Source organism: Vineibacter terrae, assembly GCF_008039615.1.
In the GTDB taxonomy this organism is placed as follows: domain Bacteria; phylum Pseudomonadota; class Alphaproteobacteria; order Reyranellales; family Reyranellaceae; genus Vineibacter; species Vineibacter terrae.
The window spans coordinates 169,986-193,928 of sequence record NZ_VDUZ01000005.1 but is presented as its reverse complement, the minus strand read 5'-3'; the positions used below and the strand labels follow the sequence as shown (position 1 = coordinate 193,928).

Here is a 23,943-nt window from a genome sequence, read left to right as displayed (position 1 = left end):
TGCAGCTGCCTGCGGGAGATCACATCGCCTTCAACGAGCCGCGCTTGCCGTTCGGAAGCACGATGGAGGCGCAGGTCCCGCCTTGGACGAACTTCCAGGCGTTGCCTTGGAAGTCGACCGTCGAGGTGCCCTGGCAGGTGGTGCCGGGCCCGGCGGCGCAATCGTTCTGGCCCTTGAGCGCGACGCCGTAGCACTTCTCCTTGTGGGCCGCGGTGGCGGCGTCGGCCTCGGCCTTCGTGAGCGGCGCGGCGGCAGCCACGGACGCCAGGGCGGTCGCCACGGCGCTGGCAAGGACGGCCGAGGTCACGGCAGATTTCACAGACATGAGCTGTCTCCAAAGGAATGAAGGACCGTGTCCACCAGAGCGGGACACGGCGGCATTACGAAACCGGAGGGCGGGTTGTTACAGCCGTGCCTTTCGAGGCTGCGTTTTTCTGCCGGATGAGCGCCCGGCGCCGGCTTGATCAGATTCACGTGACTGGCCGGCCGGAAGGCCTACTATGACAATCGTTCCAGAACTGGAGGGATGCGAGAGGAACGGGCACGTGCGGGCGACGCGGGGGCGCAGGCATCGCAGACGGCGTAACAAATCGCCGATCCGGGCCGTAAGAGATCCCGGATGACGGCGTCATCGCGCGAGGACGATTGGGCCGCATCGATGCGCGCGGCGATGGCCGGCGATGCCGGGGCCTACCACAGTTTTCTCGTGTCGGTGGCGCCGCATGTCAGGGCGGTCGCGCGGGCCCGGTGCCGGGACGTGGACGCCGCGGGCGAGGTCGAGGATATCGTGCAAGAGGTGCTGCTCACGATTCATCTCAAGCGCGGGACCTGGGACCCGTCCAGGCCCATCGGCCCGTGGGTCGCGGCGATCACGCGCAACAAGCTCATCGATGTCCTGCGCCGCCGCGGGCACCGGATCAGCATTCCCATCGAAGACGTGATGGACACGCTGCATGTCGAGGACAAGGGCGACGGCCTGCTCGCGCGGGACATCGACACGATGCTGGCGCAGCTGAAGGCCCCGCAACGGGAGATCGTGCGGTCCATATCGCTTGACGGCAGCAGCATCCGGGAGACGGCGCAACGGCTGCGGATGACGGAGGGAGCCGTTCGCGTCGCCTTGCACCGCGCCCTGAAGGCTTTGGGCGCCTTGTACCGGAGCAGCGCCCGTGAAGACTGACGATCTCATCACCGTGCTTGCCCGGGATTCGTCGCCGCCGTGGCGCTTCCGGCCGGTCCTGCTCGCCGCGATCTGCGGCAGCATCATCGCTGCCGCGGCGCTGTTCTTCGCCGGCATCGGCTTTCGGCCCGACATCGCCGAAGCGCTCGGCAGCGGCCGCTTCCTGTTCAAGTTCGTGGTGACGATCACGCTGGCCGTCACCGCATCGCTTGCCGTCGGGGCGCTCGGATCCCCGGCCGGCGGCGTCAGGCGCAGAGGGCTTCTGCTGGCGATCGCGCCGGCGCTGCTCGCCGGCGCAGCGCTGCTCGAGCTGGCCGCGATACCCCAGTCGCAATGGGGCCGGAGCCTGGTGGGCCACAACGCGCGGTTCTGCCTGACCCTGATCCCGCTGCTCGCGGTCGGACCGCTGGCCTGCTTCCTCGCTGCGCTGCGCTTCGGCGCGCCGGCGAATCCCGGCCTGGCGGGCGCCGTCGCCGGCCTCGCGGCGAGCGGCATCGCGGCCACGTTCTATGCCGCCAACTGCGACGATGACAGCCCGCTGTTCGTGATGACGTGGTACCCGATCGCGACGATGCTCGTCGTTCTTGCCGGCTATGTGATCGGCCGGAAGCTGCTGCGGTGGTGAGCCAGGGTCCTGGCAGGCCTCATCCCTTGTCGGCACATCGGATCACATCCGCAGCACGATCAGCTGGTGCATGGCGGCAGCCAGGGTGCGGGCGGCCGCCGGCTGGCGCAGCGAGACCGGGCCGGGGTCGATCAGCACCATGTTGTTGAGCGTGCCGAACAGCATCTGGAAGGCGAAGGTGATGCGCTCCTCCAGGGCGGTGCCGGGCTCGGGCGGCAACAGCGCCACGATGTGCGGCAGGGCGTAGGCGACATGCAGGCGGCCAGCCTCGCGCAGGGGCGTCCAGGTGCGACGGTCGTGCGTGGCGCGGCGCAGGCAGGCGCGTATCAGCCCTTCGTGGTCGCGATACCAGCGCACGCCGCCCTTGCAGATCCAGGCCAGCAGGTGCGGCAGGCTGTCGTCCGGCACCGCATCGGAGGCGTAGATGGCATCGAGATAGCGCCGCGCGTCGGCGACCACGAGCCGCTGCAGCGTGTCGATGAACGCCTCCTTGCTCTCGAAGCGGCCGTAGAACGAGCCGACCGTGGCCTCGCAGCGCGCGCACAGCGCCTCGACCGAGAGGCTGTCGAAATCATGGTCCTGCAGCAGCGTCAGGCCCTCGTTCATCAGCCGGACCACCAGCTCCCGGCTGCGCTGCTGCTGCACCGGCCGCATCCCCGGCACGTCGGCGCCGGCCAAGAGCTCCTCATCCAGCATGGCATCGGCCCTCGTTCATTCCGGGATGACAGCGAAGGCCTTGGCCCGCCGCCCGAAGGCTATCGCATGAAGCGCCACACGATGTCGACTTGACTCGCATCAAAACTATAATTAGAATTATCATTCTAATTATAAAACGATAAACCGGAGGAACGTCATGCGCAATGCCCGATTTGACGTGCGTCCCACCTCGGGCGCCCTGGGCGCCGAGATCCTGGGCATCGACCTGTCCCAGAAGCTGTCGCCGGCGGAAACCGGGGAGCTCCGCCAGGCGCTCTACGCGCACGGGGTGATCTTCTTCCGCGACCAGGTGCTGACGCCGGAGCAGCACATCGCCTTCGCCGGCAGCTTCGCGCCGATCAACATCAACCGCTTCTTCAAGGCGGTTCCGGACTACCCGCAGATCGCCGAGGTGCGCAAGGAGCCGGCCCAGACCACCAATATCGGCGGCGGCTGGCACACTGACCACAGCTACGACCAGATCCCGGCGCTGGGCTCCGTGCTGCTGGCGCGCGAGGTGCCGCCGCGCGGCGGCGATACGATGTTCGCCAGCATGAGCCTGGCCTACGACGCGCTGTCCGACGGGCTGAAGCGCACGCTCGAGGGCCTGCGCGCCGTGCATTCCAGCCGCCACGCCTTCGGGGCCGCGTCGCAGTACGCCAAGAACATGGGCGACCGCCTGGGCAACCCGGACAAGGCGACCCAGGACGCGGTGCATCCCGTCGTGATCCGCCACCCCGGCAGCGGCCGCAAGACGCTCTATGTGAACCCCGGCTTCACCATCCACTTCGAGGGCTGGACGGCGGCCGAAAGCAAGCCGCTGCTGGACTTCCTCTTCGCCCACGCGATGCTGCCGGAGTTCCATACCCGCTTCCAGTGGCGCGAAGGCTCGATCGCGTTCTGGGACAACCGCGCGACCTGGCATTTCGCCATCAACGACTACCACGGCGAGCGCCGCCTGATGCATCGCATCACGCTGGAGGGCGAACCTTTGAGCTGACCTGTCGCGGACCCCGAGCCGAAGGAGTCGTCATGACCAGGGCCAAGGCCATCGCCGCGACCGTCGTCGCATTCATGGATATATCGTTGTCCACCGCGCTGGCGCAGGGCCGTGGCGAGACGGTGAAGATCCAGGACTATCCCGGCATCGGCAACCTGATCTACCGGGTCGCCGTCACCAAGGGCTATTGCGAGAAGCACGGCATCACCTGCCAGCTGCAGACCATCCCGTCGGCGCCGCTGGGCGCCCAGGCGGTGCTGCGTGACCGCGCGCGGCTCGATCGCTGAGCTGCAGTTCGGCCAGCTGGCGCGCCGCGCCGGCCTGAAGCCCGAGGACTTCACCTTCGTGGCGGTGGGCGCCCCCAACACGTCCTACGGCGCGCTGATCTCCAAGCAGGTCGACGCCAACATGACCTTCGAGCCGTCGAGCTCGATGTGCGTGGTGCTCAAGACCTGCCGCACCCTGTACCGCGCCGGCATCGCCACCGAGCCGCCCGAGGTGGTCGGCACCAACGGCGCCTCCGTCGTGGCGGTGATGACGCGCGACGCCATCGCCAAGTCGCCGCACGTGGCCGAGGCGCTGATCGCGGCGGCACGCGACGCCGAGGCCTTCATCCAGGCGCCGGGCAATTTCGACGAGCTGCTGAAGATCGCCCAGGGCTTCTTCAAGTTCGACATGCCGCGCGGCGACGAGATCATGGCCGTGTCGCTGAAGGACGCCGTCCCGAGCTACCGCATCCCCATCAGCCGGCCGGCGCTCAAGCAGATCGCGGACAACATGCTGGCCACCCGGCAGGTCGAGGCCGTCGTCGACACCGCGCCGCTGCTGTACGAGAAGGCGCCGTGATGGACGCCGCCTGCGCCATCGAGGTGCGCGACCTCAGCGTGCGGTTCGGCGGCGGCGCGGCCGCGTCGGTCCTGGCCGTCGACAACGCCTCGTTCACCATCGTCCCCGGCGAGTTCGTCTCGCTGGTCGGCCCCAGCGGCTGCGGCAAGACCACCATCCTGAACCTGCTGACCGGTCTGCTGGCGGAGACGCCGGAGGGCGAGGCGCGCGTGCTGGGCAAGGCGCCGCGGCCGGGCAACCCCGACATCGCCTACATGCTGGCGCGCGACAGCCTGATGCCGTGGCGCACGGCGCTGGGCAACGCCGTCTACGGCCTGGAGGTGCGCAACGTCGCCAAGGCCGAGCGCAAGGCCCGCGCGCGGGCCCTGCTGGCGCGCGTCGGCCTGGGCACCTTCTCCGACAAGTACCCCAAGGCGCTGTCGCACGGCATGCGCCAGCGCTGCGCGCTGGCGCGCACCTTCGTGCTCGACAGCCCGGTGTTCCTGATGGACGAGCCGTTCGGCGCGCTCGACGCCCAGACCAAGCTGCAGCTCGAGGACGTGCTGATGGACCTGTGGTCGGCGGACCGCAAGACCGTCGTGTTCGTGACCCACGACCTGGCCGAGGCGGTGGCGCTGTCGGACCGCGTGATCGTCATGAGCGCCCGGCCGGGCCGCATCCTGGCCGACGTGCCGATCGACCTGCCGCGGCCGCGCAGCATCCGGGCGCTGCAGAACGATCCGCGCTTCCACACGCTCTACGGGCGCCTCTGGGGCCTGCTCGAGCAGGGGATGGCCGGCCATGTCCATTAGCACGCTGGTATCGATCAAGGGAGCGCCGGCTTCCAGCCGGCACCGGCGCGGAGCGCCGGATCATGAGCCGGCTGGAAGCCGGCGCTCCCACGCACGCATCCGCTCGCACGCCCTGCGCGCCGTGCCTGTGTGGCTGCGGCATGCGCTGTTCATCGCGGCGCTGATCGGGGTGTGGGAGCTCGCCGCCAGCCAGGGCCTGCTCGATCCGGCCTTCTTCGGCCGCCCGTCGGGCATCGCGGCCTATCTGTGGAAGGGCTTCGTCACCGACGGCACGCTATGGCGCGGCTACACCCTGGCCGGGGCCGTGATCGCCTTCGTCGGCGGCAGCGTCTGCGCCGTCGCCACCGGCCTGCTGTTCATGGTGTTCCCCGGCTTCCACCGGGCGTCGGAGCCCTATCTCACGCTGCTGAACGCGATGCCGCGCATCGCGCTGGCGCCGCTGTTCCTGCTCTGGTTCGGCCTGGGCATCGGCTCGAAGGTCGCGGTCGGCTTCAGCCTGACCTTCTTCATCGTGCTGTCGGCCACGGTGGCCGGCATCCGCAGCGTCAACAGCGACCATCTGGTGCTGCCCAAGGCGCTGGGCGCGACGCCGCGGCAGGTGTTCACCAAGGTCACGCTGCCCTCGGCCGTGCCGGTGATCTTCTCCGGCTTCCGGCTGGGCCTGATCTTCGCGCTGCTGGGCGTGGTCGGCGCCGAGCTGATCGCCGCCGAGCACGGCCTGGGCCAGACCCTGGCCTACCTGCAGTCGACCTTCAGCATGGACGGCGTCATGGGGCTGCTGTTCCTGCTGGCCTTCCTGGGACTGGGCATCACCTCGCTGATGAACCGCCTGGAACGCGCCCTGCTCGACTGGCAGTAGGCGGCAAGCGCCAAAATACGCCAACGTCCGCCACGCGGTACGAAACGCAACGGCGATCTATTGCCAGGCCGCAGCCCCGCTGCGATCCTGAATTGCGCAGCGACGGCCGGCATGCGCCGGCCGCTTTCGCGCGATCTCGCCGGCTCGTCACGCAACGACGCGAAGGTGGAAATGGTGGGTGCTCCAGCGCAAGGACCGCTTGCGTCGCTGCGTGCGCGGCTGGATATCTTCTTCAAGACGGCGGAACCTGCACCCGTTCATTGCACGGACATCGCGCCGATGGCCGACGGCCATGCCGGGCTCACCTTCGGCGTCGACCTGGCCGGTGCCGCCGGCGTGGCCGGCCGGTACATCCTGAAGCTGGCGCCGGTGGGCGTTCCGCGGCGCGGCAGCACGGACATCTACCGTCAGGCGCCGCTGCTCAAGGCGCTGCACGCAAGCGGCCTGCCGGTCCCCGCGATACGCTGGGCCAGCGCCGACGACGCGGCGCTGGGGAGCCCGTTCATCATCATGGAGCGGCTGCCGGGCCGCACCTTCATCGTCTGGGAGCCCGACGCCAGCTTCCTCGAGACGCCGGCGCTGATCCCCCGTCTCTGGACCAGCGGCATCGAGAGCCTGGCGGACTTCCATCGGCTGGACTGGCGCGCCGTGCTGGGCGGCTGGGAAGAACCGGTGACGCTGGAAAGCGAGCTGGCGCGATGGACGGCGCTGGTCCGCCACGCCGAGGATGCGCAGTGGCGGGAGGCCTGCCACGACCTGGCCGACAGGCTGGGCGGGACGATGCCCACGGCAAGCCCGGTCGGGCTGGTCCATGGCGACTTCCAGCCCGGCAATATCCTGTTCGAGCAGGGCCGGCTCGCGGGAGTCGTCGACTGGGATCTGGCGGTCATCGGCCCGCAGGGGCTCGATATCGGCTGGTACATGATGATCGCCGATGCCGATGCCTGGCATCCGCAATGGCGCCCGCACGGACCGCCGCCTCAGGCCGACCTGATCCAGGCCTATCGTGCCGCCGGCGGACCGGCGCTCGACCGCCTCGCCTGGCATCAGGCCTTCGCCCATTTCCGCATGGGCGCGATCGCCGGGCTCAACCTCAAGCTCCACCGCAACGGCCGCCGGGTCGATCCGACTTGGGAGCGCTTCGCGCTCGCCATCCCGTCGCTGCTGCGCCGCGCGAAGCTTCTTCTTCAGCAGGATCATGCCGATGATTGATTTCGAATTGCCGCAGGAGCTCGCGACGCTGCGCCAGCGCGTGCTGGAGTTCGTGACGGACAAGATCGTCCCCTTCGAGAACGACCCGCGCAACGGCGTCTACACCGTCGAGGATTCACTGCGCGAGGAGATGGTGGCGCTGACCCGGGCCGCGGGGCTGCTGTCGCCGCATGGCCCCAGGGAATACGGCGGCCTGGGGCTCGACCACCGATCGATGGCGGTCGTGTTCGAGGCCGCGAGCTGGTCGCCGCTGGGACCGCTCGCGTTCAACATCCAGGCGCCCGACGAGGGCAACGTCAACCTGCTCCATCAGGTGGCGACGCCGGAGCAGAAGGCGCGCTGGCTGCCCGATATCGTCGCCGGCCGGATCAGGACGGTCTTCTCCATGACGGAGACCGCGACCGACGGCGCCGGGTCCGATCCGTCGCTGCTGCAGACGCAGGCGCGCGAGGTCAACGGCGGCTACGTCATCTCCGGCCGCAAGTACATGATCAGCGCGGCGATCGGCGCCACGCTCAACATCGTGATGGCGCGCACGTTCGACGTGGCCGGCCGCGACCTGGGCGCGACCATGTTCCTGACGGATGCCGGCGATCCCGCCTTCAAGATCGACCGGATGCTCGAGACGATCGATTCGAACACGCCCGGCGGCCATGCCGAGGTGACCTTCGATGGCCTCTTCGTGCCCCATGAGGACGTGCTCGGGCAGGTCGGCCAGGGCTTCCGCAACGCGCAGGTGCGGCTGGGGCCGGCACGCCTCACGCATTGCATGCGCTGGCTGGGCCAGGCGGCGCGCTGCCATGCCATCGCCGTCGCGCATGCCGGCCGCCGCCATTCGTTCGGCAAGACGCTGATCGAGCATCAGGGCGTCGGCTTCATGCTGGCGGACAACGAGATCGACCTGCATGTGTGCCGCCTCGCGGTCTGGCAGGCGGCTTGGCTGCTCGACCGCGGCGACTACGCGCGCAACGAGACCAGCATGACCAAGGTGCTGTGCTCGGAGCTGCTCGGCAGAATTGTCGACCGCTGCCTGCAGATCCTGGGCTCGATCGGGATAACCCGGGACACGGTCATCGAGCGCATCTACCGCGATATCCGTCCGTTCCGCATCTATGACGGCCCGTCCGAGGTCCACCGCCATGCCCTGGCGCAGCGCCTCGCCGCCCACGGCCCGTTCGATGCGGTGACACGCTGCTATCCGATGCCCGCTCCCCGTTAGATCGCCGGGTCAGTCCATCATTTACGATACCACCGTGCCGGGCGCCGTCGTGCGCTATCGAGGCCGATCGCCATCGAGCCAGAACGTGTCCGGGCGATAGATTCCGAAGTAGGCACCGGGATGCCAGCTGTAGATACCCTTGCGCGGCACATTGCGCAGCCGGCGGCTGACGACCACCGGCTGCTGCGATCGGGCTATGACCCCGATGGTGAACTGCTGATCGGCATGCGCGGCCAATAGTTCGTGCCAGATCGCGCGCTGATCCGCTTCATCCGTCGCGCGCTCCCACTTTCCCAGCAGATCGATCAGGCGCTGCACCTCCGGCTGGTCGCAGGGCTCGCCCGCCTTGCCGTTGCTCTCGCGGTACAGTCCCCAACGCGGCCACTGCAGATCGCCTTGCGTCGCTGGCACGAATTCGCGCGGGCTCGAGGTGGCCGTCGGCATGGCATTTTCCACGCCGGCCCACACCGCGATCATGGTCTGGCCTGCGGTGACGCGCTGGCGCAGCAGGTCGCGCGACTGATTGCGGTACACCATCTTGATCCCGACCTGACGCCACGTCGAGGCGATCAGGCTGAGGACGTCGGCTTGCTCCTTGGTATCGCCCGACATCTCGACGACCAGTTCCAGCGGACGGCCGTCAGGCCGCAGGCGGATGTCGCGCCCGCGCCGGACAAGCCCGAGCTCGTCGAGCAGGCGATTGGCCTGCTGCGGATCGAATGTCGCCCACTTCTCGCCGTACTCGCGGCGGTACAGGGCCGAATCGGGCCGCACCGTATTGTTGCTGGGGTGAGCAAGGCCGAGGAACACCGCCTCGTTGATCTCCTCGCGGTCGATCGACAGCGACAGCGCGCGACGGAAGCGAGCGTCGCGGAACAGCTTGCGCAGGACGGGATCGGCGTGATTGAAATTCGGATACAGTGCCAGCTCCGATCCCGTGCCGGTCTCCCACAGGTAGACCTCGAACGGGAAGCTGTTCGAGCCCTTCTTGAGATAGGTGTAGTTGTCGAACTTCAAGTAGCTGGTCTGCAGGTCGGCTTCTCCCGTGCCGGCCTTGAGCGGAATGACCGAGGGCGCGACGACGTTGAGGATCACGCGATCGATATAGGGCAGCTGCACGCCACGTTCGTCGATTCGGTGATAATAGACGTTGCGCTCGAAAACCAGCCGGGTCGAGGGCGGCCGCGTCCTGGGAACCCAGGGCAGCAGCGATGGCATATCGGGATTGTCGTTGACGTACATCTGGTCGAGCCGATGGTGCAGACTCGCCCAGTCGCTCGTCTGGTACCGCTGCATCGCCGCCCGCAATGCCGCGGGTTGCGCGTATCGGACATGGAACTGGCGCAGGTAGTGCGCCGGCCGGTAGATGAAGAGCGGCAGGGCGCGCGCCTGAGCTTCAAGGAAATAGGGGTTCGGCGCATGCCAGGTGAACCGGACGGTTTGGGCGTCGATCACCTCGAACGCCGGCGGCCGGCCATCGACCAGCATCTCGACCGTCGGACCGTTGGGGTTGAGGTCGCGATTGTTGGCGACGTCCTCCCACCAATAGCGAAAATCCTCGGCCGTGAAGGGATGACCATCCGACCAGCGATGGCCGGGACGCAGCCGGAACGTGAAGCGCCGTCCCTCCTCGACGACATAGGACTCCAGAATGTCCGGCCGCAGCGTCAGATCGGGACCGAAGGCGATGAGCCGCGTATAGCCCAGGAGCGTCATCATGCGCGTTTCGCGGTCGGACCCCGCCAGCACTTCGATGGTGCCGCCGGGCCGCCCCGGCCCATCGCCGCCGGCAAACGTGCTCACCACCGACGGCACGGCAGGAAGACGTTGCGCCTGGGGCAGCGGCGATGTGGTGTCGGATGTCTGGGCGAGCGGCCGGGTGACCCAAGCCACGTACGCTGCAAGCGGCAACAGGCACGCCCAAATCCGAACACGTGATCGATATACCCGGCGGATCATCACGAGGCCCATCTGGTTCCCGGAAGCGCTGGGCCGGCCCAGCCGCCGGTAGAATACAGTGTCGGATGGTCCCCGTTCCGGATTTCGGGCAGCCTGCGCCGACCCCCAGCGCACAAGCGACGGCGCCAGTCGCTGCGCGGCGGCGCGGCCTACCCGACTTGCCGCGCCTGGCCGGCCCAGTACCTGGCGCGCAGCACCTTCTTGTCGACCTTGCCGACGGCGGTGAGCGGCAGGCTGTCGACGATCTCGATCTGCTTGGGCGCATGCGTGCCGCCCTTGCGGGACTTCACCAGCTGCGCCAGCGCCTCGGGCGAAGGCCTGGTGCCTGCCTTGGCCACGACCAGCGCCGTGACGGCCTCTCCCCACTTCTCATGCGGCACGCCGATCACCGCCACCTGGGCGACGTCGGGATGCGAGGCCAGCACGTCCTCGACCTCGCGCGGGAAGATGTTGAAGCCGCCCGAGACGATCATGTCCTTCTTGCGATCGACGATGTAGAGATAGCCGCGCTCGTCGGCACGGGCGATGTCGCCGGTATGCAGCCAGCCGCCCTTGAACACCTCCTCGGTCCGCTCGGGGCGGTTCCAGTAGCTCTCCATGGCATGCGGCGCGCGCAGGCAGATCTCGCCCGCCTCGCCCTGAGCCACCGGGTTGTTGGCCTCGTCGCGCAGGCTGACGGCGCAGGACGGCAACGCAAAGCCGCAGGAGGCGAACAGCTCCGGGCGCCTGGCGTCATGGTCGCCCTTGCGCAGCACGCTCACGGGGTAGCACTCGGTCTGGCCGTAGAGCTGGCTGAACACCGGGCCGATGCGCTCCAGCCCCTCGACCAGCCGCGTCGGCGACATCGGCGAGGCGCCGTACAGGATCAGCTCCAGCGACGACAGGTCGGTCCTGTCCAGCGCCGGATGATCCAGCAGCACGTAGATCATCGTCGGCACCATCAAGGTGCAGTTGATCCTCTCGCGCGCGATGGTGGCCAGGAACTTCTCCGGGTCGAAGCCCTTCAGCAGGTGCACCGTGCCGCCACACAGCAGCGAGGGCAGCACCTTGCTGCCCGAGACATGCGTGATGGGCGCGGCCGCCAGGTAGCGCGGCACGGCCGGAAACTCGAAGCCCGCCGCCACCGCCAGGGTGCTGGCCGCCACCGAGCGATGGCGGCGGATCGCGCCCTTGGACTTGCCCGTGGTGCCGCCGGTGTAGTTGATGAGGGCGAAGTCGTCGGGGTCGGTGAGGTCGACGGGGCTGGCCTCGCCCAGCTTCTCGGCCGCCGCCATCACGTCGTGGCCGAAATCGGCGCGGCCCATGGTGAGCACGGTGCGCAGCCGGTCGGCAGCCTGGGCGGCGAGCTCGCCACCGCGCTGGCCGTGCGTGCGCGGGTCGACGATCAGCGCCTCGGCCCCCGAATCGGCAACGACGTCGAGATGGTCGCCGAGCGAGCCCAGGGGGTGCAGCCAGGTGACCACCAGCCCCAGCGCCTGCGCCGCCACGCCGGCGCACCAGGTCTCGGCGCTGTTGGCGGCCAGGCATGCCATCGTCTGGCCCTTCCTGAGGCCTGACGCCGCCATTGCCGCCTGCAGCCGGCCGATCAGGCGCAGCGTCGCGGCATAGGTCAGGCTGCCGCCGTCCCACACGAAGGCCTGACGGTCGGGGAAGCGGGCCAGCGCCCGCAAGGTCATGGTCGTGGCCGTGGGCGCCTGCAGAACCGGGTGGCTCATGGTGTTTCCTCCGTCCGTTCCCTCTTGGATATCGAGCGCCGCGCGGCGATCAGGGCGCGAAGCTGCGCCGCAGCGATGCGACGAAATCGGCGCGCAGCGCCGCCACGTCCACCTGCGCCGGCGCCACCAGCCACTGCGCGATCACGCCGCGCACGGCGGCGAGCACCAGGATCGACCAGGTGTCCGGGTCGACGCCGCGGCGGATCTCGCCGTTGGCGATGCCGGCGCGGATGTCCGTCGCGATCGCGCCGGCGGAGTCGCGGTTCAGTGCCGCGATCGCATCGACCAGCGCCGGCTTGTTCAGCCCGCCCGCCAGCACGGTCTGCAGCGCCCGCAGCATGACGGGCTCGCGCCGGCAGGCGTCGAAGTAGAAATCGATGCCGGCGATCAGGTTGGCGAGGCCGGGGCGGCGGCCGGCGCGCGCCTTCAGGCCGGCGAAGAACCACTCCCTGATATGGCCCGATATGGCCGCGATGAGGTCCGCCTTCGAGCCGAAATAGTGGATCGGCAGGCCGCGGCTGTAGCCGGCGGCGTCGGCGACGTCGGCCAGGGTGAACTCGTCCAGCCCCTTGTCGGCGACGATGCGGGTCGCGGCCTCGAGCATCAGGCGCCCGGCCTCCTCCCGCCGCTCGGCCTGCGTGCGCCGCTGCCGCGGCGCGACCGGCGCCGCCGCCTCCTTGGCCCTCACCGCCGCCGTCTTCATGTCGATGCTGCCTCATCAGCCGGGGGCCGCGCTGCGCAACTTGCAGCTTGACACGAGCCTATTAGAAAACGGTCAACTAATAAGTCGCATTGCCAGTCCGGCGAGACCGCCCCAAAGGAGGCACATGCAGACCCTGCCCTACACGACCGAGCACGAGCAGTTCCGCACCACGGCGCGGCGGTTCATCGACAAGGAGATCGCGCCCTATCACGCGCAATGGGAGAAGGACGGCATCGTCAGCCGCGAGGTGTGGCGCAAGGCGGGCGAGACCGGCCTGCTGCTGACCGACATCCCGGCCGAGTATGGCGGCGGCGGCGCCGACTTCCTGACCACGGCCATCCTCACCGAGGAGATGCTGCGCGGCATGCACAACGGGCCCGGCTTCCGGGTGCACTCCGACATCGTCGCCCACTACATCCTGCATTATGGCAACGAGGCGCAGAAGCAGGCCTGGCTGCCGCGCATGGCCAGCGGCGACGTCGTGGGCGCCATCGCCATGACCGAGCCCGGCACCGGCAGCGACCTGCAGAGCGTGCGCACCACGGCCGTGCACGACGGCGACAACTACGTCATCAGCGGCCAGAAGACCTTCATCACCAACGGCCAGCTCGCCGACCTGATCATCGTGATCGCCAAGACCGACGCGGCCGCTGGCGCCAAGGGCGTGTCGCTGATCCTGGTCGAGGCCGACCGCCCCGGCTTCTCGCGCGGCCGCAACCTGGAGAAGATCGGCCTGAAGGCGCAGGACACGTCGGAGCTGTTCTTCGACCAGGTGCGCGTGCCGATCACCAACCGGCTCGGCGACGAAGGCCGCGGCTTCGCCTACCTGATGCAGGAGCTGCCGCGCGAGCGCCTGCTGATCGGCATGGCCGCCGTCGCCGTGATGGAAGCGTCGCTGGAGTGGACGCTGGCCTATACCCGCGACCGCAAGGTGTTCGGCAAGCCGATCGCCGACTTTCAGAACAGCCGCTTCAAGCTGGCCGAGGTCAAGACCGAGGTGAAGGTCGCGCGCGTCTTCCTCGACCACTGCATCGGCCTGCTGATGGCGGGCAAGCTCGACGTCCCGACCGCCGCCATGTGCAAGTGGTGGCTGACCGAGCTGCAGGGCCGCGTCGTCGACACCTGCCTGCAGCTGCACGGCGGCTACGGCTACATGTCGGAATACCCGATCGCCCGCGCCTACACCGACGCCCGCGTCCAGCGCATCTACGGCGGCACCACCGAGATCATGAAGGAGATCATCGGCCGCAGCCTGTAGCCCTGACCTGCAACTGCGGCTGCCCGTCATCCCGAGCGCAGCGAGGGATCTCCTGCGAACAGCGCACCGCGCTTTCTCGCAGGAGATCCCTCGCTGCGCTCGGGATGACAGCGAGGCCTACTGCGGCACGATGTTCAGGTCCTTGACGGCCGCCGTCAGCAGCGGGCCCATGTCGCGGATGAAGGCGGCGAAGTCCTGCCAGCCCTGCGCCCCCTGGTCGAGGCCGAACTGGTCGACCAGCTGCTCGACCTTGGGCGTGCTGTTCATCGCCACCATGCCGGCCGACAGCGTCTCGATGATGTCGCGCGGCGTCCCGGCCGGCGCCATGCAGCACACCATGCTCTCGAGCAGGAAGTACGGGTGCGTCGCGCCCTGCTCGGCGAAGGTCGGCACGTCGGGCAGCCGCCGCGCGCGCCGGCGCGTGGGCACCGCCACCGGCCGGGCGTTGCCCGCCTGGATCGCCGACGAGGCGCCCTGCAGCGTCGAGCAGGCGGCCTGGACCACGCCGCCGGACAGGTCCGTCCACATCGGCGCCTCGCCGCGATAATGGACGGGCTCCATGTTGATGCCGAACGTCTCGTTCAGCTTCATGCAGAAGACATGCGCCAGCGAGCCGATGCCCGTCGTCCCGAAGCTGGTCTTGTTCTTGCGGGCGTAGGCCACCAGGGCCTCCAGGCCGTTGCCCTCGACCGACTTGTGGAGGCACAGCGGCGTCTTGCCGGCCGACATCATCGCCACCGGCACGAAATCCTTGGCCGCGTCATAGGGGATGTTCTTGAAGATCACCGGGTTCTGGAACACCGCGGTCGAGTTCGTGAACAGGATCGTGTAGCCGTCCGGCGGCGACTTGGCGACGAAGTCGGCGGCGATGATCGAGCCGGCGCCGGTCTTGTTCTCGACCACGAAGGGCTGCTTGTGCCTGGCGCCGAGATACTCGGCGGAGATGCGGGCGAAGATGTCCGTCAGGCCGCCGGCGGCGTAGCCGCAGATGAACCGCACCGGCTTGCCGGGCCAGCCTGCCTGGGCGCCGGCGCCGCCCGATGCCAGGGCCGCCGCCGCGCCGGCCGCCGCCGCCTGCGCCATCACGGCGCGCCGCCCGATCCGAAATCCCATCTTCACTTCCCTCCTCATCAGCGGTTGGATATCATCCAGAAAATTGCTAACCAGCAAGCAATTTTTAGGGAGTCGAATCGATGGCATCGGTTCACGAGGCGGCGGCCGCGCCGCCGCGCCGCTCGCAGGCCGCAAGGCGCGGCGAGTCCGATCGGCGCATGCTGCGCGCCGCCGAGCGCCTGATCGCGCGCCACGGCATGGCCGGCACCAGCCTGGCCGATGTCGGCATCGCGGCCGGCTACAGCCGCGGCCTTCCGGTGCAGCGCTTCGGCAGCAAGATCGGCCTGATCAAGGCGCTGCTCGAGGCGATGGACTCCTGGTTCAAGGCCCATCTCGCCCGCAAGCTCGACGGCGCCAGCGGGCTCAGGGCCCTGCAGATCCGCATCGAGGCGCATCTGGGCAGCGCCGACCGCAGCGCTGCGGCGACGGCGGCGCTGTATGCGATCTATGTCGAGTCGCTCTGCGTCACGCCCGAGCTCAGGCAGGACGTGGCCCGCTTCACGCAGCAATGGCGCGACGGCCTGGCCGCGGACCTGCTGGAGGCGCGCCGGCGCGGCGAGATCGGCCGCCGCGTCGACTGCCAGGCCGAGGCCGCCTTCCTGCTGGCAGCCATGCGCGGCCTCATGATCCAGTACCTGATGGACCGCTCGACCCGCGATCTCGCCCGCTCCAGGGCCATCCTCCTGGCGCAGGTGCGTGACCGGCTGGCGATCAGGCCCGGCCGCGCCGAGGAGACATCGCGATGAGCGCCGCCTGGCACGACCGGCGTGTGCCGCCGCCCGAGGCCTGCGTGCTGCGGCCGCTGCTCGACCGGCGCGCGCAGGAGACGCCCGACAAGGTCTTCGTCCAGTTCGCCGCCAGCGGCCAGTCGTGGACCTATGCGGCGCTCCGCCGCATCGTCGTCGAGACGGCGGCGGCGCTGCAGGAACTCGGCGTCGCGCAGGACGATCCGGTGCTGACATGGATGCCCAACGGGCCCGATGCGCTGCGCCTGTGGTTCGCCATCAACTATCTCGGCGCCGTCCATGTGCCGCTCAACCTCGCTTATCGCGGGCAGCTGCTGGAGCATGCGGTCAGGACGTCGGGCGCGCGCCTCATCCTGGGCCATCCCGACCTGCTGCCCCGCCTGGAGGCGGTCAGCTGCCCGTCGCTCGCGCAGCGTCTTGCGGTCGCAACCTCGGCCTCGATCACGGCGCCGGGTGGCGAGCCCCGGCCGCCGGCACGCGACATCATGCCCTGGGACACGCAGCACGTGATCTACACGTCGGGCACCACCGGTCCGTCGAAAGGCGTGCTTTGCTCCTACCTGCAGGCGGCGGAGACGGCGCTCGCCTTCCACGCCGTCACGGCCGACGACCGCAACATGGTCAACCTGCCCCTGTTCCACGCCGGCGGCACCAACGCCGTCTATCGCATGCTGCTGAAGGGCGGCTCGATCGCCCTGGTCGAAGCCTTCGACACCGCGTCGTTCTGGGACACCATACGCGCCACCGGCACGACCTGCCTCACGCTGCTGGGCGCCATGGTGCCCTTCCTGCTGAAAGCGCCGCCGACGGCCCGCGACCGCGACCATCCGCTGTCCAAGGCCATGGTGGTGCCGCTGAGCGACGAGGCCCAGGCGTTCGCCGAGCGCTTCGGCGTCGATATCTACACCACGTTCAACATGACCGAGACGTCGTGTCCGCTGGTGTCGGAGCGCAATCCCACCGTGCGCGGCACCTGCGGCCGGCCGCGGCCCGGGGTCGAGGCGCGGATCGTCGACGAGAACGACTGCGAGGTGGCGCCCGGCGCGATCGGCGAGCTGATCCTGCGCACCGACGTGCCGTGGGCGATGAACCACGGCTACCACAACAACCCCGAGGCGACGGCGCGCGCCTGGCGCAACGGCTGGTTCCACACCGGCGACGGCTTCCGCCGTGACGAGGCCGGCAACTTCTTCTTCGTCGACCGCCTCAAGGATGCGATTCGCCGGCGCGGCGAGAACGTGTCGTCCTTCGAGGTCGAGGCCGAGCTGATGGCGCATCCCGATGTGCGCGAGGCCGCGGCTGTCGCGGTGCCGTCCGAGCACGGCGAGGACGAGGTGCTGGCGGTCATCGCCCCGGTGGCGGACCGGCGCATCGACCCGGCCGACCTGCTGCGCTTCCTGCTGCCGCGCATGGCGCATTTCATGGTGCCGCGCTACGTGCGCATCCTGCCCGAGCTGCCCAAGACGCCGACCCAGAAGGTGCAGAAGAAGCTCCTGCGCGACGACGGCGTCACCGCCGACACCTGGGACCGCGAGGCGGCCGGCATCCGCATCAGGCGCGAACGTCTGGCAACGACCCCTGGCACCACCCCGTAGGAATGGAACGACGAGCATGGCCGGCAATGTCACGATGCAAGACCTGATCGACCGCATCGACGCGGTGCGCACGACCCTGGGCGACACGGCGCGCAAAGCAGCCGTCGACAAGCTCGCCGGCCGCGGCCGGCTGAGCGCACGCACGCGCATCGCGCGCCTGGTCGATGCCGACTCCTTCACCGAGATCGGCGGCCTGGTCACGGCCGAGGAGGACGGCATCGGCGCCGCCGCGGCGCCGGTGCGCACCGCCGCGCCGGCCGACGGCGTCGTCGCTGGGACGGCCCGCATCGACGGACGGCCGGTGATGGTGTTCTCGCAGGATTTCTCGGTGCATGGCGGCAGCATCGGGCGGCTGGGCAGCGCCAAGGTGCAGCGCGCCCTGCAGGTCGCGATCACGCGCGGCATGCCGCTGATCATGATCCTCGACGGCGGCGGGCACCGCATCCAGGACGGCCAGGATTCGCGGCACTTCGCCAACGCCAACGCCACGTTCCACAATTTCGCGCGCGCCTCGGGCTGGATTCCCATGGTGGCGCTGATGCTGGGCGCCGGCTTCGCCGGCCCGACCAACTACGCCGGCATGGCCGATCTCGTGGTCATGGTGCGCGGCCTGTCGACCATGGGCATCGCCGGGCCGGCCCTGGTCAAGGCGGCGACCGGCGAGGATACCGACGCCATGACGCTGGGCGGCGCCGACGTGCAGGTCGACCGCCAGGGCATCGCCGATCTCGGCGTGGCCAGCGAGGACGAGGCGTTCGCCGCCACGCGCGCCTTCCTCGGCTACCTGCCCGGCAACGCCCGCGCGCCGCAGCAGATCGCCGCGCACCCGCGCCCGATCGCGCGCCTGGACGACTCCCTGCTCGGCCTGGTGCCGGTGTCGACGCGCAAGGCCTACGACGTGCGCAAGGTGCTGGCGCGCATCGCCGATCCCGGCTCGCTGCTGGAGCTCAAGCCCAGCTTCGCGGGCAACCTGGTGACGGCCCTGGCGCGGCTGGGCGGCCGGCCGGTGGGCTTCATCGCCAACCAGGCGATGAAGCTGGGCGGCATGATCAACGCGGACGCCTGCGACAAGGGCGCGCATTTCATCGCCCTGTGCGATGCCTTCGGCCTGCCGCTGGTTTCGTTCATCGACGTGCCCGGCTTCTCGATCGGCTCCAGCGCCGAGCGCACCAGCCTGGGCCGGCGCAGCGCCAAGCTGGTGTTCGAATGGGGCCACGCCAGCGTGCCGCGCGTCTCGGTCGTGCTGCGCAAGGGCTATGGCCTGGGCTATTTCGCGATGTGCGGCGGTCGCAGCTTCGCCGCCGATGCCTGCCTGGCGTGGCCATCGGCGGAGATCTGCGCCATGTCGATCGAGGGCGCCATCGACGTGGCGTTCCGCAAGCAGTACGAGCAGGCGCCCGATCCCGTGGCGCGGCGCCAGCAGATGATCGACGAGACCCGCACCCAGATCGGCGCCCTGCGCGCCGCCGAGGGGTTCGGCATCGACGACATCATCGATCCGCGCGACACCCGGAGCCGCTTGGTGGAGATCCTCGACAGCGTGCGCGAGCGCCGCGCCGACGACCACCCGCCCAAGTACCGCTCGATCGCGCCGATCTGACCGCGGCCCTCGCGCCGGCCGCGTGCGCGCTTTGCCGGCCGCCAGCTTTGCGCTAGCATCGCCGTGAGGACGCACGCGAGCGATGGACTGAGAGCGCCATGACGGAGACCCGCACCGACATCGCCCGCGTCACGCTGGCGGTGGTAGCCCTCGTGGTGCTGGTCGGCACCTGCCTGTGGATCCTGCAGCCGTTCCTGCCGGCGGTGATCTGGGCCACGACCGTGGTGATCGCGACCTGGCCCTTGATGCTGCGCGTGCAGGAACGCCTCGGCAACCGCCGGGGCTTGGCCGTCACGGTGATGACACTGGTGCTGCTGCTGGTGTTCGTGCTGCCGTTCTGGCTCGCCATCGGCACCATCGCGCAGCACTCCGGCCAGATCATCGGCTGGGGTGAGTCCCTGGCCACGACCGGCCTGCCGCCGCCGCCCGACTGGCTGGGCAAGGTGCCGCTGGTCGGCCCCGACGCCGCGCGCTTCTGGCAGGATATCGGCGATACAGGCGTGCGCGAGCTGCTGCAGAAGGCGAGGCCCTATGCCGGCCGCGTCACGCAGTGGTTCATCGAGGCGGTGGGCAGCTTCGGCACGGTGCTGCTGCAGTTCCTGCTCACGGTCGCCATCGCCGCCATCATGTACGCCAAGGGCGAGCAGGCCGCGTCCATGGTGCGGCGCTTCGGCATCCGGCTCGCCGGCAGCCGCGGCGAGCAGGCCGTGATCCTGGGCGCCCGTGCCATCCGCGGCGTGGCGCTGGGCGTCGTGGTCACGGCCTTCGTGCAGGCCGCCATCGGCGCGGTCGGCCTGGTGATCGTCGGCATCCCCTTCGCCGGCGTGCTGTCGGCGGTGATGTTCATGCTCTGCATCGCTCAGCTTGGCCCCGGCCTGGTGCTGATCCCGGCCGTGATCTGGCTCTATGCCGACGGGCACCCGACGTCGGGCACCATCCTGGTGGTGTTCACCGTGCTGGCCATCGCCGTCGACAATTTCCTGCGCCCGATCCTGATCCGCCGCGGCGCCGACCTGCCGCTGCTGCTGATCCTGGCCGGCGTGATCGGCGGCCTGGTCGCCTTCGGCCTGATCGGCCTGTTCCTGGGCCCCACCGTGCTGGCCGTGGGCTACACGCTGATGCGCGCCTGGATCGACGAGACCGACGCCGGCGGGCCTGAACCGGCGGCTTGATCTTGCGATCCGCCGAACGGCCGTCGGCACTCCATCACTTCGCCGGCAGGGTGTTCTTGAAGATCCGTCCATCCTTCATGATCAGGACGAAGCTCTTCTCCGGATCAGCCACCAGCTTCAGATCGGCGATCGGATCGCCATCGACCAGCAGCAGGTCGGCGAGCGCGCCTTCCTCGAGCACGCCGACCTTGGCGGGATAGGGGCTGCGCGGCCCCGACATCGCCAGCAGCTCGGCATTGGTGCTCGTCGCCGTCCTCAGGACCTCGGCCGGCGTGTACCAGCGGACCATCTTCGCGAGCTGCGCTCCTTGACGGGTGGCGAGCCTGGCATCGAACAGCGTGTCGGTGCCCCACGCGGTCTTGAGATTGTATTTCTTCGCGAGCGCGTAGGCCGTATCGGTGCCCTTCGACATCTGCAGCTGCTTTGCCCGGTTCGCCGAGCCCTCCGGAAAGGGTGTCGCGTCCTCGTCGTCGAGGAACGGCTGCAGGCTCAGCCATATGTCCTTCTCGGCCATGATCTGCGCGGTCGCCTCGTCCATCAGCTGCCCGTGATCGATGCACCGCACGCCGCCACGGATCGCCGTCTGGATGGCGCGCGGTGTATAGGCGTGCACCGTGACATAGGTGCCCCAGTTCTCGGCAGCCTCGACGGCGGCGCGGAACTCGGCCTCGGTGTACTGGCTGACGTCGATCGGATCATAGTTCGAGGACACGCCGCCGCCGGCGGCCAGCTTCAGCTGGCTGGCGCCCAGCATCAGCTGCTCGCGGGCGCGCACACGCACGCGGTCCGGTCCGTCGGCAATGGCACCGCCCCCGATCACGTCGCCATGGCTGAGGGGCGCGTTCGGCGCCGCGGGAACTTCGTAGGGCATCCTGTAGTCGCCATGCCCGCCCGTCTGCGAGATCATGGCGCCCGACGGCCAGATCCGCGGACCGGCCACAATGTCCGTGTCGATGGCGCGCTTCAGGCCGAAGCTGGGGCCTGCCAGGTCGCGGATGCTGGTGAAGCCGCGCATCAGCGTCCGCCCGGCCTCCTCGCCCGCCAGCAGATTGAGGTAGCCGACATCGGCCGTCAGCAGCACGTTCAAGGACACGGACGCCATCATGCTGTGCCAATGCGCGTCGATCAGCCCCGGCATCAGCGTGCGGCCGCCGCAATCCACCACCTGCACGCCGGCAGCCAGCGGCTTCTCCACGGGCTCCACCGCCCTGATCTTCGAACCGTCGACGACGACCCTGAGGCCACCCCGCAGCGCGTCCGACTTCCCGTCAAACAGGCGCAGATTGGTGAAGGCGATCGGCGATCTCGGCGCATCCGGGATGCGGGCCAGGCTCCCTCGGGCGCCCAGGGCCGCGACGCCGACGGCCGTGGCCGTCCCGGTCAGGAAGCCACGCCGCGAGACGGCCCCGGTCATGCGCTCCTGCAGCCGGGCGAAGGCCGGGCTATGGCACTGGCATCCGAACAGTCCGGCCCCGGGGGTGCTTGCTGCCGGCGGCCAAGCGAACATCACACCTCCTGTATCGGGTCCCGACGGCATCCAACGCCGCAAGAAAGCGACCAGCTATCCGAAAGACGAACCACCCGCCGCGCCGCGCCTATCCTCCCGCAGTCAGCCGCCACGACGGGCGGACCCGGGCCGATCGGCCTTGGCGGCGTCATCCGGCGTCAGGTGAACGATCGTCATGAAGGTGGCAGGCGACGAGGTGCCCCGCGTGTGATTTCAGCGTCGGCGCCACCTCGCTGCATCTGGCCATCGCCATCGGGCAGCGCAGCCGGAAGGCGCAGCCGGACGGCGGGCTCAACGGGCTGGGCATCTCGCCGCCCAGGATCGTTTCCTTGTCGCGCTCGGCGGGATGGATCGGCGCCCCGGCCGCGAGCAGCGCCTTGGTGTAAGGATGCAGTGGCCGCACGTACAGCTCGTCGCTGTCCGCCATCTCCACCAGCTTGCCGAGATACATCACGCCGACCCGGCGGCTCATGTGCCGCACAACGGCCAGATCGTGCGCGATCAGGAGAAAGCTGACGCCGGTCCTGTCCTGGATGTCGCGCAGCAGGTTCATGATCTGCGCCCGGATCGAGATATCCAGCGCCGACACCGGCTCGTCCAGCACGATCAGCCGCGGGCTCGTCGACAGCGCCCGCGCGATCGCGATGCGCTGTCGCTACCCGCCGGAGAACTCGTGCGGGTAGAGATCGGCGGCGTCCGGCCTGAGCCCGACCAGGCCAAGCAGGCGCCGCGCCGCATCCGCCCGCGCGCGTGGCGCCTGCTGCCCGCCCGCGTCCATCGGTTCCGTGACGATGTTTCGCACCCGCATGCGCGGGCTCAGCGAGCTGTAGGGGTCCTGGAACACCGCCTGCACCGCCAGGCGATAGCCGAACAGCGCCTGGCCACGCAGGGTGTGGACGTCGGCGCCGGCGAACCGGATCTCACCGCCGTCCGGGCGCTCCAGCCGCAGCACCATCCGCGACGTGGTGGTCTTGCCGCAGCCTGACTCGCCGACGAGGCCGAATGTCTCGGCTTCGCCCACCTCGAAGCTCACGTCGTCGACGGCTTTCACGGTGGCCGATCTGCGCCACAGACCCTGCCGCCGCTTCACCCGGAAATGGCGCGCCAGGCTGCGCACGCTGAGCAGCGGACCGCTCATGACGCGGCCATCATGCGATCGGCATGCCAGCAATTGACCGCATGCCCCGGCGATACCACCGTCATCTCCGGATACTGCTGGCGGCAGATATCGGAGGCGTGCGCGCAGCGCGGCGCGAAGCGGCACCCGGTCAGCGTCTGGCGCAGATCGGGCGGCTGGCCGTCGATCGCCGGCAGCCGGTCCGACCGCTGGTCCAGCCGCGGCATCGACCGCATCAGCGCCTGCGTGTAGGGATGCGCCGGCCGGTCGAACAGCGTCGTGGTCGCGGCGGTCTCGACGATGCGGCCGGCATACATCACGGCGACCCGGTCGCAGATGCGCGCGACGACACCGAAATCATGGGTGATCATGATGATCGCCAGGCCCAGCCGCGCCTGCAGGTCGCGCAGCAGGCGCAGGTACTGCGCCTGCACGGTGACATCGAGCGCCGTGGTCGGCTCGTCGGCGATCAGCAGCTTCGGCTCGCAGGACAGCGCGATCGCGCCCACGATGCGCTGGCGCATGCCGCCGCTCATCTGATGCGGATAGTCGTTGACGCGCGTCTGCGGTGCCGGAATCCGGACCATCTCGAGCAGCCGCTCCACCGCCTTGCGAAGCTCGCCCGGCGGCAGCTTGCGGTGCGTGCGCAAGGGATCCGACACCTGCTGCCCGATGGTGAAGACCGGATTGAGCGACGACATCGGGTCCTGCAGGATCATCGCCATGCTGCGGCCGCGGATCGCCGACATCTGCCGCTCGGACTTGGCGACGAGGTCTTCGCCCTCGAGGCGGATCTCGCCGCCGACGATCCGGCCGGCCGGCCGCGGCAGCAGCCGCTGGATCGACAGGGCGGTCATGGACTTGCCCGAGCCGGATTCGCCGACGATGCCGAGCGTCTCGCCGGCATCGACATGGAAGCTCACGCCGTCGACGGCGCGGACGATACCGTTGCGCGTGAACAGGTAGGTTCGCAGGTCGTCGACCTTGAGCAGCGGCTGGGTCATCGGCTGCGCCTTCGATGGATCGCCCG

At 69.4% G+C, this 23,943-nt stretch carries 22 protein-coding genes and 1 pseudogene; 14 read left to right on the top strand and 9 right to left on the bottom strand.

Annotated features, from left to right (window positions below; all coding sequences use genetic code 11):
- Positions 1 to 19 precede the first annotated feature (19 nt).
- The gene (locus tag FHP25_RS06535) at positions 20 to 325 is read right to left on the bottom strand and encodes a BufA1 family periplasmic bufferin-type metallophore (protein WP_147846092.1); all 306 of its coding nucleotides are present in this window, start codon (positions 323 to 325) and stop codon (positions 20 to 22) included.
- 294 nt (positions 326 to 619) lie between these two features.
- Between FHP25_RS06535 and FHP25_RS06530 the strand changes: the two genes are divergently transcribed.
- Positions 620 to 1,180, top strand: a complete 561-nt coding sequence (locus FHP25_RS06530; protein ID WP_147846091.1) for a sigma-70 family RNA polymerase sigma factor — start codon at positions 620 to 622, stop codon at positions 1,178 to 1,180.
- Positions 1,170 to 1,805: an NrsF family protein gene (locus FHP25_RS06525; protein WP_147846090.1), complete on the top strand. Its 636-nt coding sequence runs from the start codon at positions 1,170 to 1,172 to the stop codon at positions 1,803 to 1,805. The genes FHP25_RS06530 and FHP25_RS06525 overlap by 11 nt, the downstream gene beginning before the upstream one ends.
- Before the next feature lie 42 nt (positions 1,806 to 1,847).
- Here FHP25_RS06525 and FHP25_RS06520 read toward each other — a convergent pair whose 3' ends face one another.
- Positions 1,848 to 2,501, bottom strand: coding sequence for a TetR/AcrR family transcriptional regulator (locus tag FHP25_RS06520; RefSeq protein ID WP_147846089.1), 654 nt, complete (start codon positions 2,499 to 2,501; stop codon positions 1,848 to 1,850).
- Positions 2,502 to 2,658: 157 nt separating this feature from the next.
- On the opposite strand from FHP25_RS06520, the gene FHP25_RS06515 reads away from it, so the two are divergent.
- The 7 genes from FHP25_RS06515 to FHP25_RS06485 all read left to right on the top strand — a co-directional run bounded on the left by FHP25_RS06515 (position 2,659) and on the right by FHP25_RS06485 (position 8,428).
- Positions 2,659 to 3,501, top strand: a complete 843-nt coding sequence (locus tag FHP25_RS06515; RefSeq protein ID WP_147846088.1) for a TauD/TfdA dioxygenase family protein — start codon at positions 2,659 to 2,661, stop codon at positions 3,499 to 3,501.
- Positions 3,502 to 3,533: 32 nt separating this feature from the next.
- Positions 3,534 to 3,788 (top strand): substrate-binding domain-containing protein, encoded by a 255-nt coding sequence (locus FHP25_RS06510; protein WP_147846087.1) that lies wholly within the window; start codon positions 3,534 to 3,536, stop codon positions 3,786 to 3,788.
- Positions 3,763 to 4,347: an ABC transporter substrate-binding protein gene (locus FHP25_RS06505; protein WP_178133337.1), complete on the top strand. Its 585-nt coding sequence runs from the start codon at positions 3,763 to 3,765 to the stop codon at positions 4,345 to 4,347. The genes FHP25_RS06510 and FHP25_RS06505 overlap by 26 nt, the downstream gene beginning before the upstream one ends.
- Positions 4,347 to 5,138 (top strand): ABC transporter ATP-binding protein, encoded by a 792-nt coding sequence (locus FHP25_RS06500; protein WP_147846155.1) that lies wholly within the window; start codon positions 4,347 to 4,349, stop codon positions 5,136 to 5,138. The genes FHP25_RS06505 and FHP25_RS06500 overlap by 1 nt, the downstream gene beginning before the upstream one ends.
- Positions 5,128 to 5,997 carry an ABC transporter permease gene (locus tag FHP25_RS06495; RefSeq protein WP_218578227.1) on the top strand — a complete coding sequence of 290 codons (870 nt, stop codon included), beginning with the start codon at positions 5,128 to 5,130 and terminating at the stop codon, positions 5,995 to 5,997. The genes FHP25_RS06500 and FHP25_RS06495 overlap by 11 nt, the downstream gene beginning before the upstream one ends.
- A 111-nt stretch (positions 5,998 to 6,108) precedes the next feature.
- Positions 6,109 to 7,209, top strand: coding sequence for a phosphotransferase family protein (locus FHP25_RS06490; protein ID WP_147846085.1), 1,101 nt, complete (start codon positions 6,109 to 6,111; stop codon positions 7,207 to 7,209).
- Complete coding sequence (locus FHP25_RS06485) at positions 7,202 to 8,428, top strand: acyl-CoA dehydrogenase family protein (RefSeq protein WP_218578226.1); 1,227 nt, start codon at positions 7,202 to 7,204, stop codon at positions 8,426 to 8,428. The genes FHP25_RS06490 and FHP25_RS06485 overlap by 8 nt, the downstream gene beginning before the upstream one ends.
- A 54-nt stretch (positions 8,429 to 8,482) precedes the next feature.
- On the opposite strand, the gene FHP25_RS06480 is transcribed toward FHP25_RS06485, so the two are convergent.
- The 3 genes from FHP25_RS06480 to FHP25_RS06470 form a co-directional block, all read right to left on the bottom strand.
- Positions 8,483 to 10,321 (bottom strand): ABC transporter substrate-binding protein, encoded by a 1,839-nt coding sequence (locus FHP25_RS06480; protein ID WP_178133336.1) that lies wholly within the window; start codon positions 10,319 to 10,321, stop codon positions 8,483 to 8,485.
- A gap of 215 nt (positions 10,322 to 10,536) precedes the next feature.
- Positions 10,537 to 12,102 (bottom strand): AMP-binding protein, encoded by a 1,566-nt coding sequence (locus FHP25_RS06475; protein ID WP_147846083.1) that lies wholly within the window; start codon positions 12,100 to 12,102, stop codon positions 10,537 to 10,539.
- A 49-nt stretch (positions 12,103 to 12,151) separates the two neighbouring features.
- Complete coding sequence (locus FHP25_RS06470) at positions 12,152 to 12,805, bottom strand: TetR/AcrR family transcriptional regulator (RefSeq protein ID WP_147846082.1); 654 nt, start codon at positions 12,803 to 12,805, stop codon at positions 12,152 to 12,154.
- Positions 12,806 to 12,929: 124 nt separating this feature from the next.
- Between FHP25_RS06470 and FHP25_RS06465 the strand changes: the two genes are divergently transcribed.
- The gene (locus FHP25_RS06465) at positions 12,930 to 14,063 is read left to right on the top strand and encodes an acyl-CoA dehydrogenase family protein (RefSeq protein WP_147846081.1); all 1,134 of its coding nucleotides are present in this window, start codon (positions 12,930 to 12,932) and stop codon (positions 14,061 to 14,063) included.
- A 117-nt stretch (positions 14,064 to 14,180) separates the two neighbouring features.
- On the opposite strand, the gene FHP25_RS06460 is transcribed toward FHP25_RS06465, so the two are convergent.
- A complete protein-coding gene (locus FHP25_RS06460; protein ID WP_178133335.1) occupies positions 14,181 to 15,176 on the bottom strand; it encodes a Bug family tripartite tricarboxylate transporter substrate binding protein in 996 nt (331 codons plus the stop codon).
- Positions 15,177 to 15,256: 80 nt separating this feature from the next.
- On the opposite strand from FHP25_RS06460, the gene FHP25_RS06455 reads away from it, so the two are divergent.
- The 4 genes from FHP25_RS06455 to ydiK all read left to right on the top strand — a co-directional run bounded on the left by FHP25_RS06455 (position 15,257) and on the right by ydiK (position 20,289).
- On the top strand, positions 15,257 to 15,922 hold the full coding sequence (locus tag FHP25_RS06455) for a TetR/AcrR family transcriptional regulator (RefSeq protein ID WP_147846079.1): 666 nt from the start codon (positions 15,257 to 15,259) through the stop codon (positions 15,920 to 15,922).
- Positions 15,919 to 17,517 (top strand): AMP-binding protein, encoded by a 1,599-nt coding sequence (locus tag FHP25_RS06450; RefSeq protein WP_147846078.1) that lies wholly within the window; start codon positions 15,919 to 15,921, stop codon positions 17,515 to 17,517. Before FHP25_RS06455 ends, FHP25_RS06450 begins: the two co-directional genes overlap by 4 nt.
- Positions 17,518 to 17,533: 16 nt before the next feature.
- On the top strand, positions 17,534 to 19,117 hold the full coding sequence (locus FHP25_RS06445; RefSeq protein ID WP_147846077.1) for an acyl-CoA carboxylase subunit beta: 1,584 nt from the start codon (positions 17,534 to 17,536) through the stop codon (positions 19,115 to 19,117).
- A 98-nt stretch (positions 19,118 to 19,215) separates the two neighbouring features.
- Complete coding sequence (gene ydiK / locus FHP25_RS06440) at positions 19,216 to 20,289, top strand: AI-2E family transporter YdiK (RefSeq protein WP_147846076.1); 1,074 nt, start codon at positions 19,216 to 19,218, stop codon at positions 20,287 to 20,289.
- A 34-nt stretch (positions 20,290 to 20,323) separates the two neighbouring features.
- Here the strand turns inward: ydiK and FHP25_RS06435 are convergent, their stop codons facing one another.
- From FHP25_RS06435 to FHP25_RS06425, 3 genes and pseudogenes are all read right to left on the bottom strand, one after another.
- Positions 20,324 to 21,796: a metal-dependent hydrolase family protein gene (locus tag FHP25_RS06435; protein ID WP_218578225.1), complete on the bottom strand. Its 1,473-nt coding sequence runs from the start codon at positions 21,794 to 21,796 to the stop codon at positions 20,324 to 20,326.
- Positions 21,797 to 21,944: 148 nt separating this feature from the next.
- Positions 21,945 to 22,934: pseudogene (locus FHP25_RS42575) on the bottom strand (ABC transporter ATP-binding protein).
- Complete coding sequence (locus tag FHP25_RS06425; RefSeq protein ID WP_147846075.1) at positions 22,931 to 23,917, bottom strand: ABC transporter ATP-binding protein; 987 nt, start codon at positions 23,915 to 23,917, stop codon at positions 22,931 to 22,933. The pseudogene FHP25_RS42575 and the gene FHP25_RS06425 overlap by 4 nt, the downstream one beginning before the upstream one ends.
- Positions 23,918 to 23,943: the final 26 nt, after the last annotated feature.

Coding starts and splice junctions, on each gene's coding strand:
- FHP25_RS06535 (WP_147846092.1), bottom strand. CDS start 325: ATGTCTGTGAAATCTGCCGTGACCTCGGCCGTCCTTGCCAGCGCCGTG.
- FHP25_RS06530 (WP_147846091.1), top strand. CDS start 620: ATGACGGCGTCATCGCGCGAGGACGATTGGGCCGCATCGATGCGCGCG.
- FHP25_RS06520 (WP_147846089.1), bottom strand. CDS start 2,501: ATGCTGGATGAGGAGCTCTTGGCCGGCGCCGACGTGCCGGGGATGCGG.
- FHP25_RS06515 (WP_147846088.1), top strand. CDS start 2,659: ATGCGCAATGCCCGATTTGACGTGCGTCCCACCTCGGGCGCCCTGGGC.
- FHP25_RS06510 (WP_147846087.1), top strand. CDS start 3,534: ATGACCAGGGCCAAGGCCATCGCCGCGACCGTCGTCGCATTCATGGAT.
- FHP25_RS06500 (WP_147846155.1), top strand. CDS start 4,347: ATGGACGCCGCCTGCGCCATCGAGGTGCGCGACCTCAGCGTGCGGTTC.
- FHP25_RS06495 (WP_218578227.1), top strand. CDS start 5,128: ATGTCCATTAGCACGCTGGTATCGATCAAGGGAGCGCCGGCTTCCAGC.
- FHP25_RS06490 (WP_147846085.1), top strand. CDS start 6,109: ATGCGCCGGCCGCTTTCGCGCGATCTCGCCGGCTCGTCACGCAACGAC.
- FHP25_RS06485 (WP_218578226.1), top strand. CDS start 7,202: ATGATTGATTTCGAATTGCCGCAGGAGCTCGCGACGCTGCGCCAGCGC.
- FHP25_RS06475 (WP_147846083.1), bottom strand. CDS start 12,102: ATGAGCCACCCGGTTCTGCAGGCGCCCACGGCCACGACCATGACCTTG.
- FHP25_RS06470 (WP_147846082.1), bottom strand. CDS start 12,805: ATGAAGACGGCGGCGGTGAGGGCCAAGGAGGCGGCGGCGCCGGTCGCG.
- FHP25_RS06465 (WP_147846081.1), top strand. CDS start 12,930: ATGCAGACCCTGCCCTACACGACCGAGCACGAGCAGTTCCGCACCACG.
- FHP25_RS06460 (WP_178133335.1), bottom strand. CDS start 15,176: ATGGGATTTCGGATCGGGCGGCGCGCCGTGATGGCGCAGGCGGCGGCG.
- FHP25_RS06455 (WP_147846079.1), top strand. CDS start 15,257: ATGGCATCGGTTCACGAGGCGGCGGCCGCGCCGCCGCGCCGCTCGCAG.
- FHP25_RS06450 (WP_147846078.1), top strand. CDS start 15,919: ATGAGCGCCGCCTGGCACGACCGGCGTGTGCCGCCGCCCGAGGCCTGC.
- FHP25_RS06445 (WP_147846077.1), top strand. CDS start 17,534: ATGGCCGGCAATGTCACGATGCAAGACCTGATCGACCGCATCGACGCG.
- ydiK (WP_147846076.1), top strand. CDS start 19,216: ATGACGGAGACCCGCACCGACATCGCCCGCGTCACGCTGGCGGTGGTA.
- FHP25_RS06435 (WP_218578225.1), bottom strand. CDS start 21,796: ATGTTCGCTTGGCCGCCGGCAGCAAGCACCCCCGGGGCCGGACTGTTC.
- FHP25_RS06425 (WP_147846075.1), bottom strand. CDS start 23,917: ATGACCCAGCCGCTGCTCAAGGTCGACGACCTGCGAACCTACCTGTTC.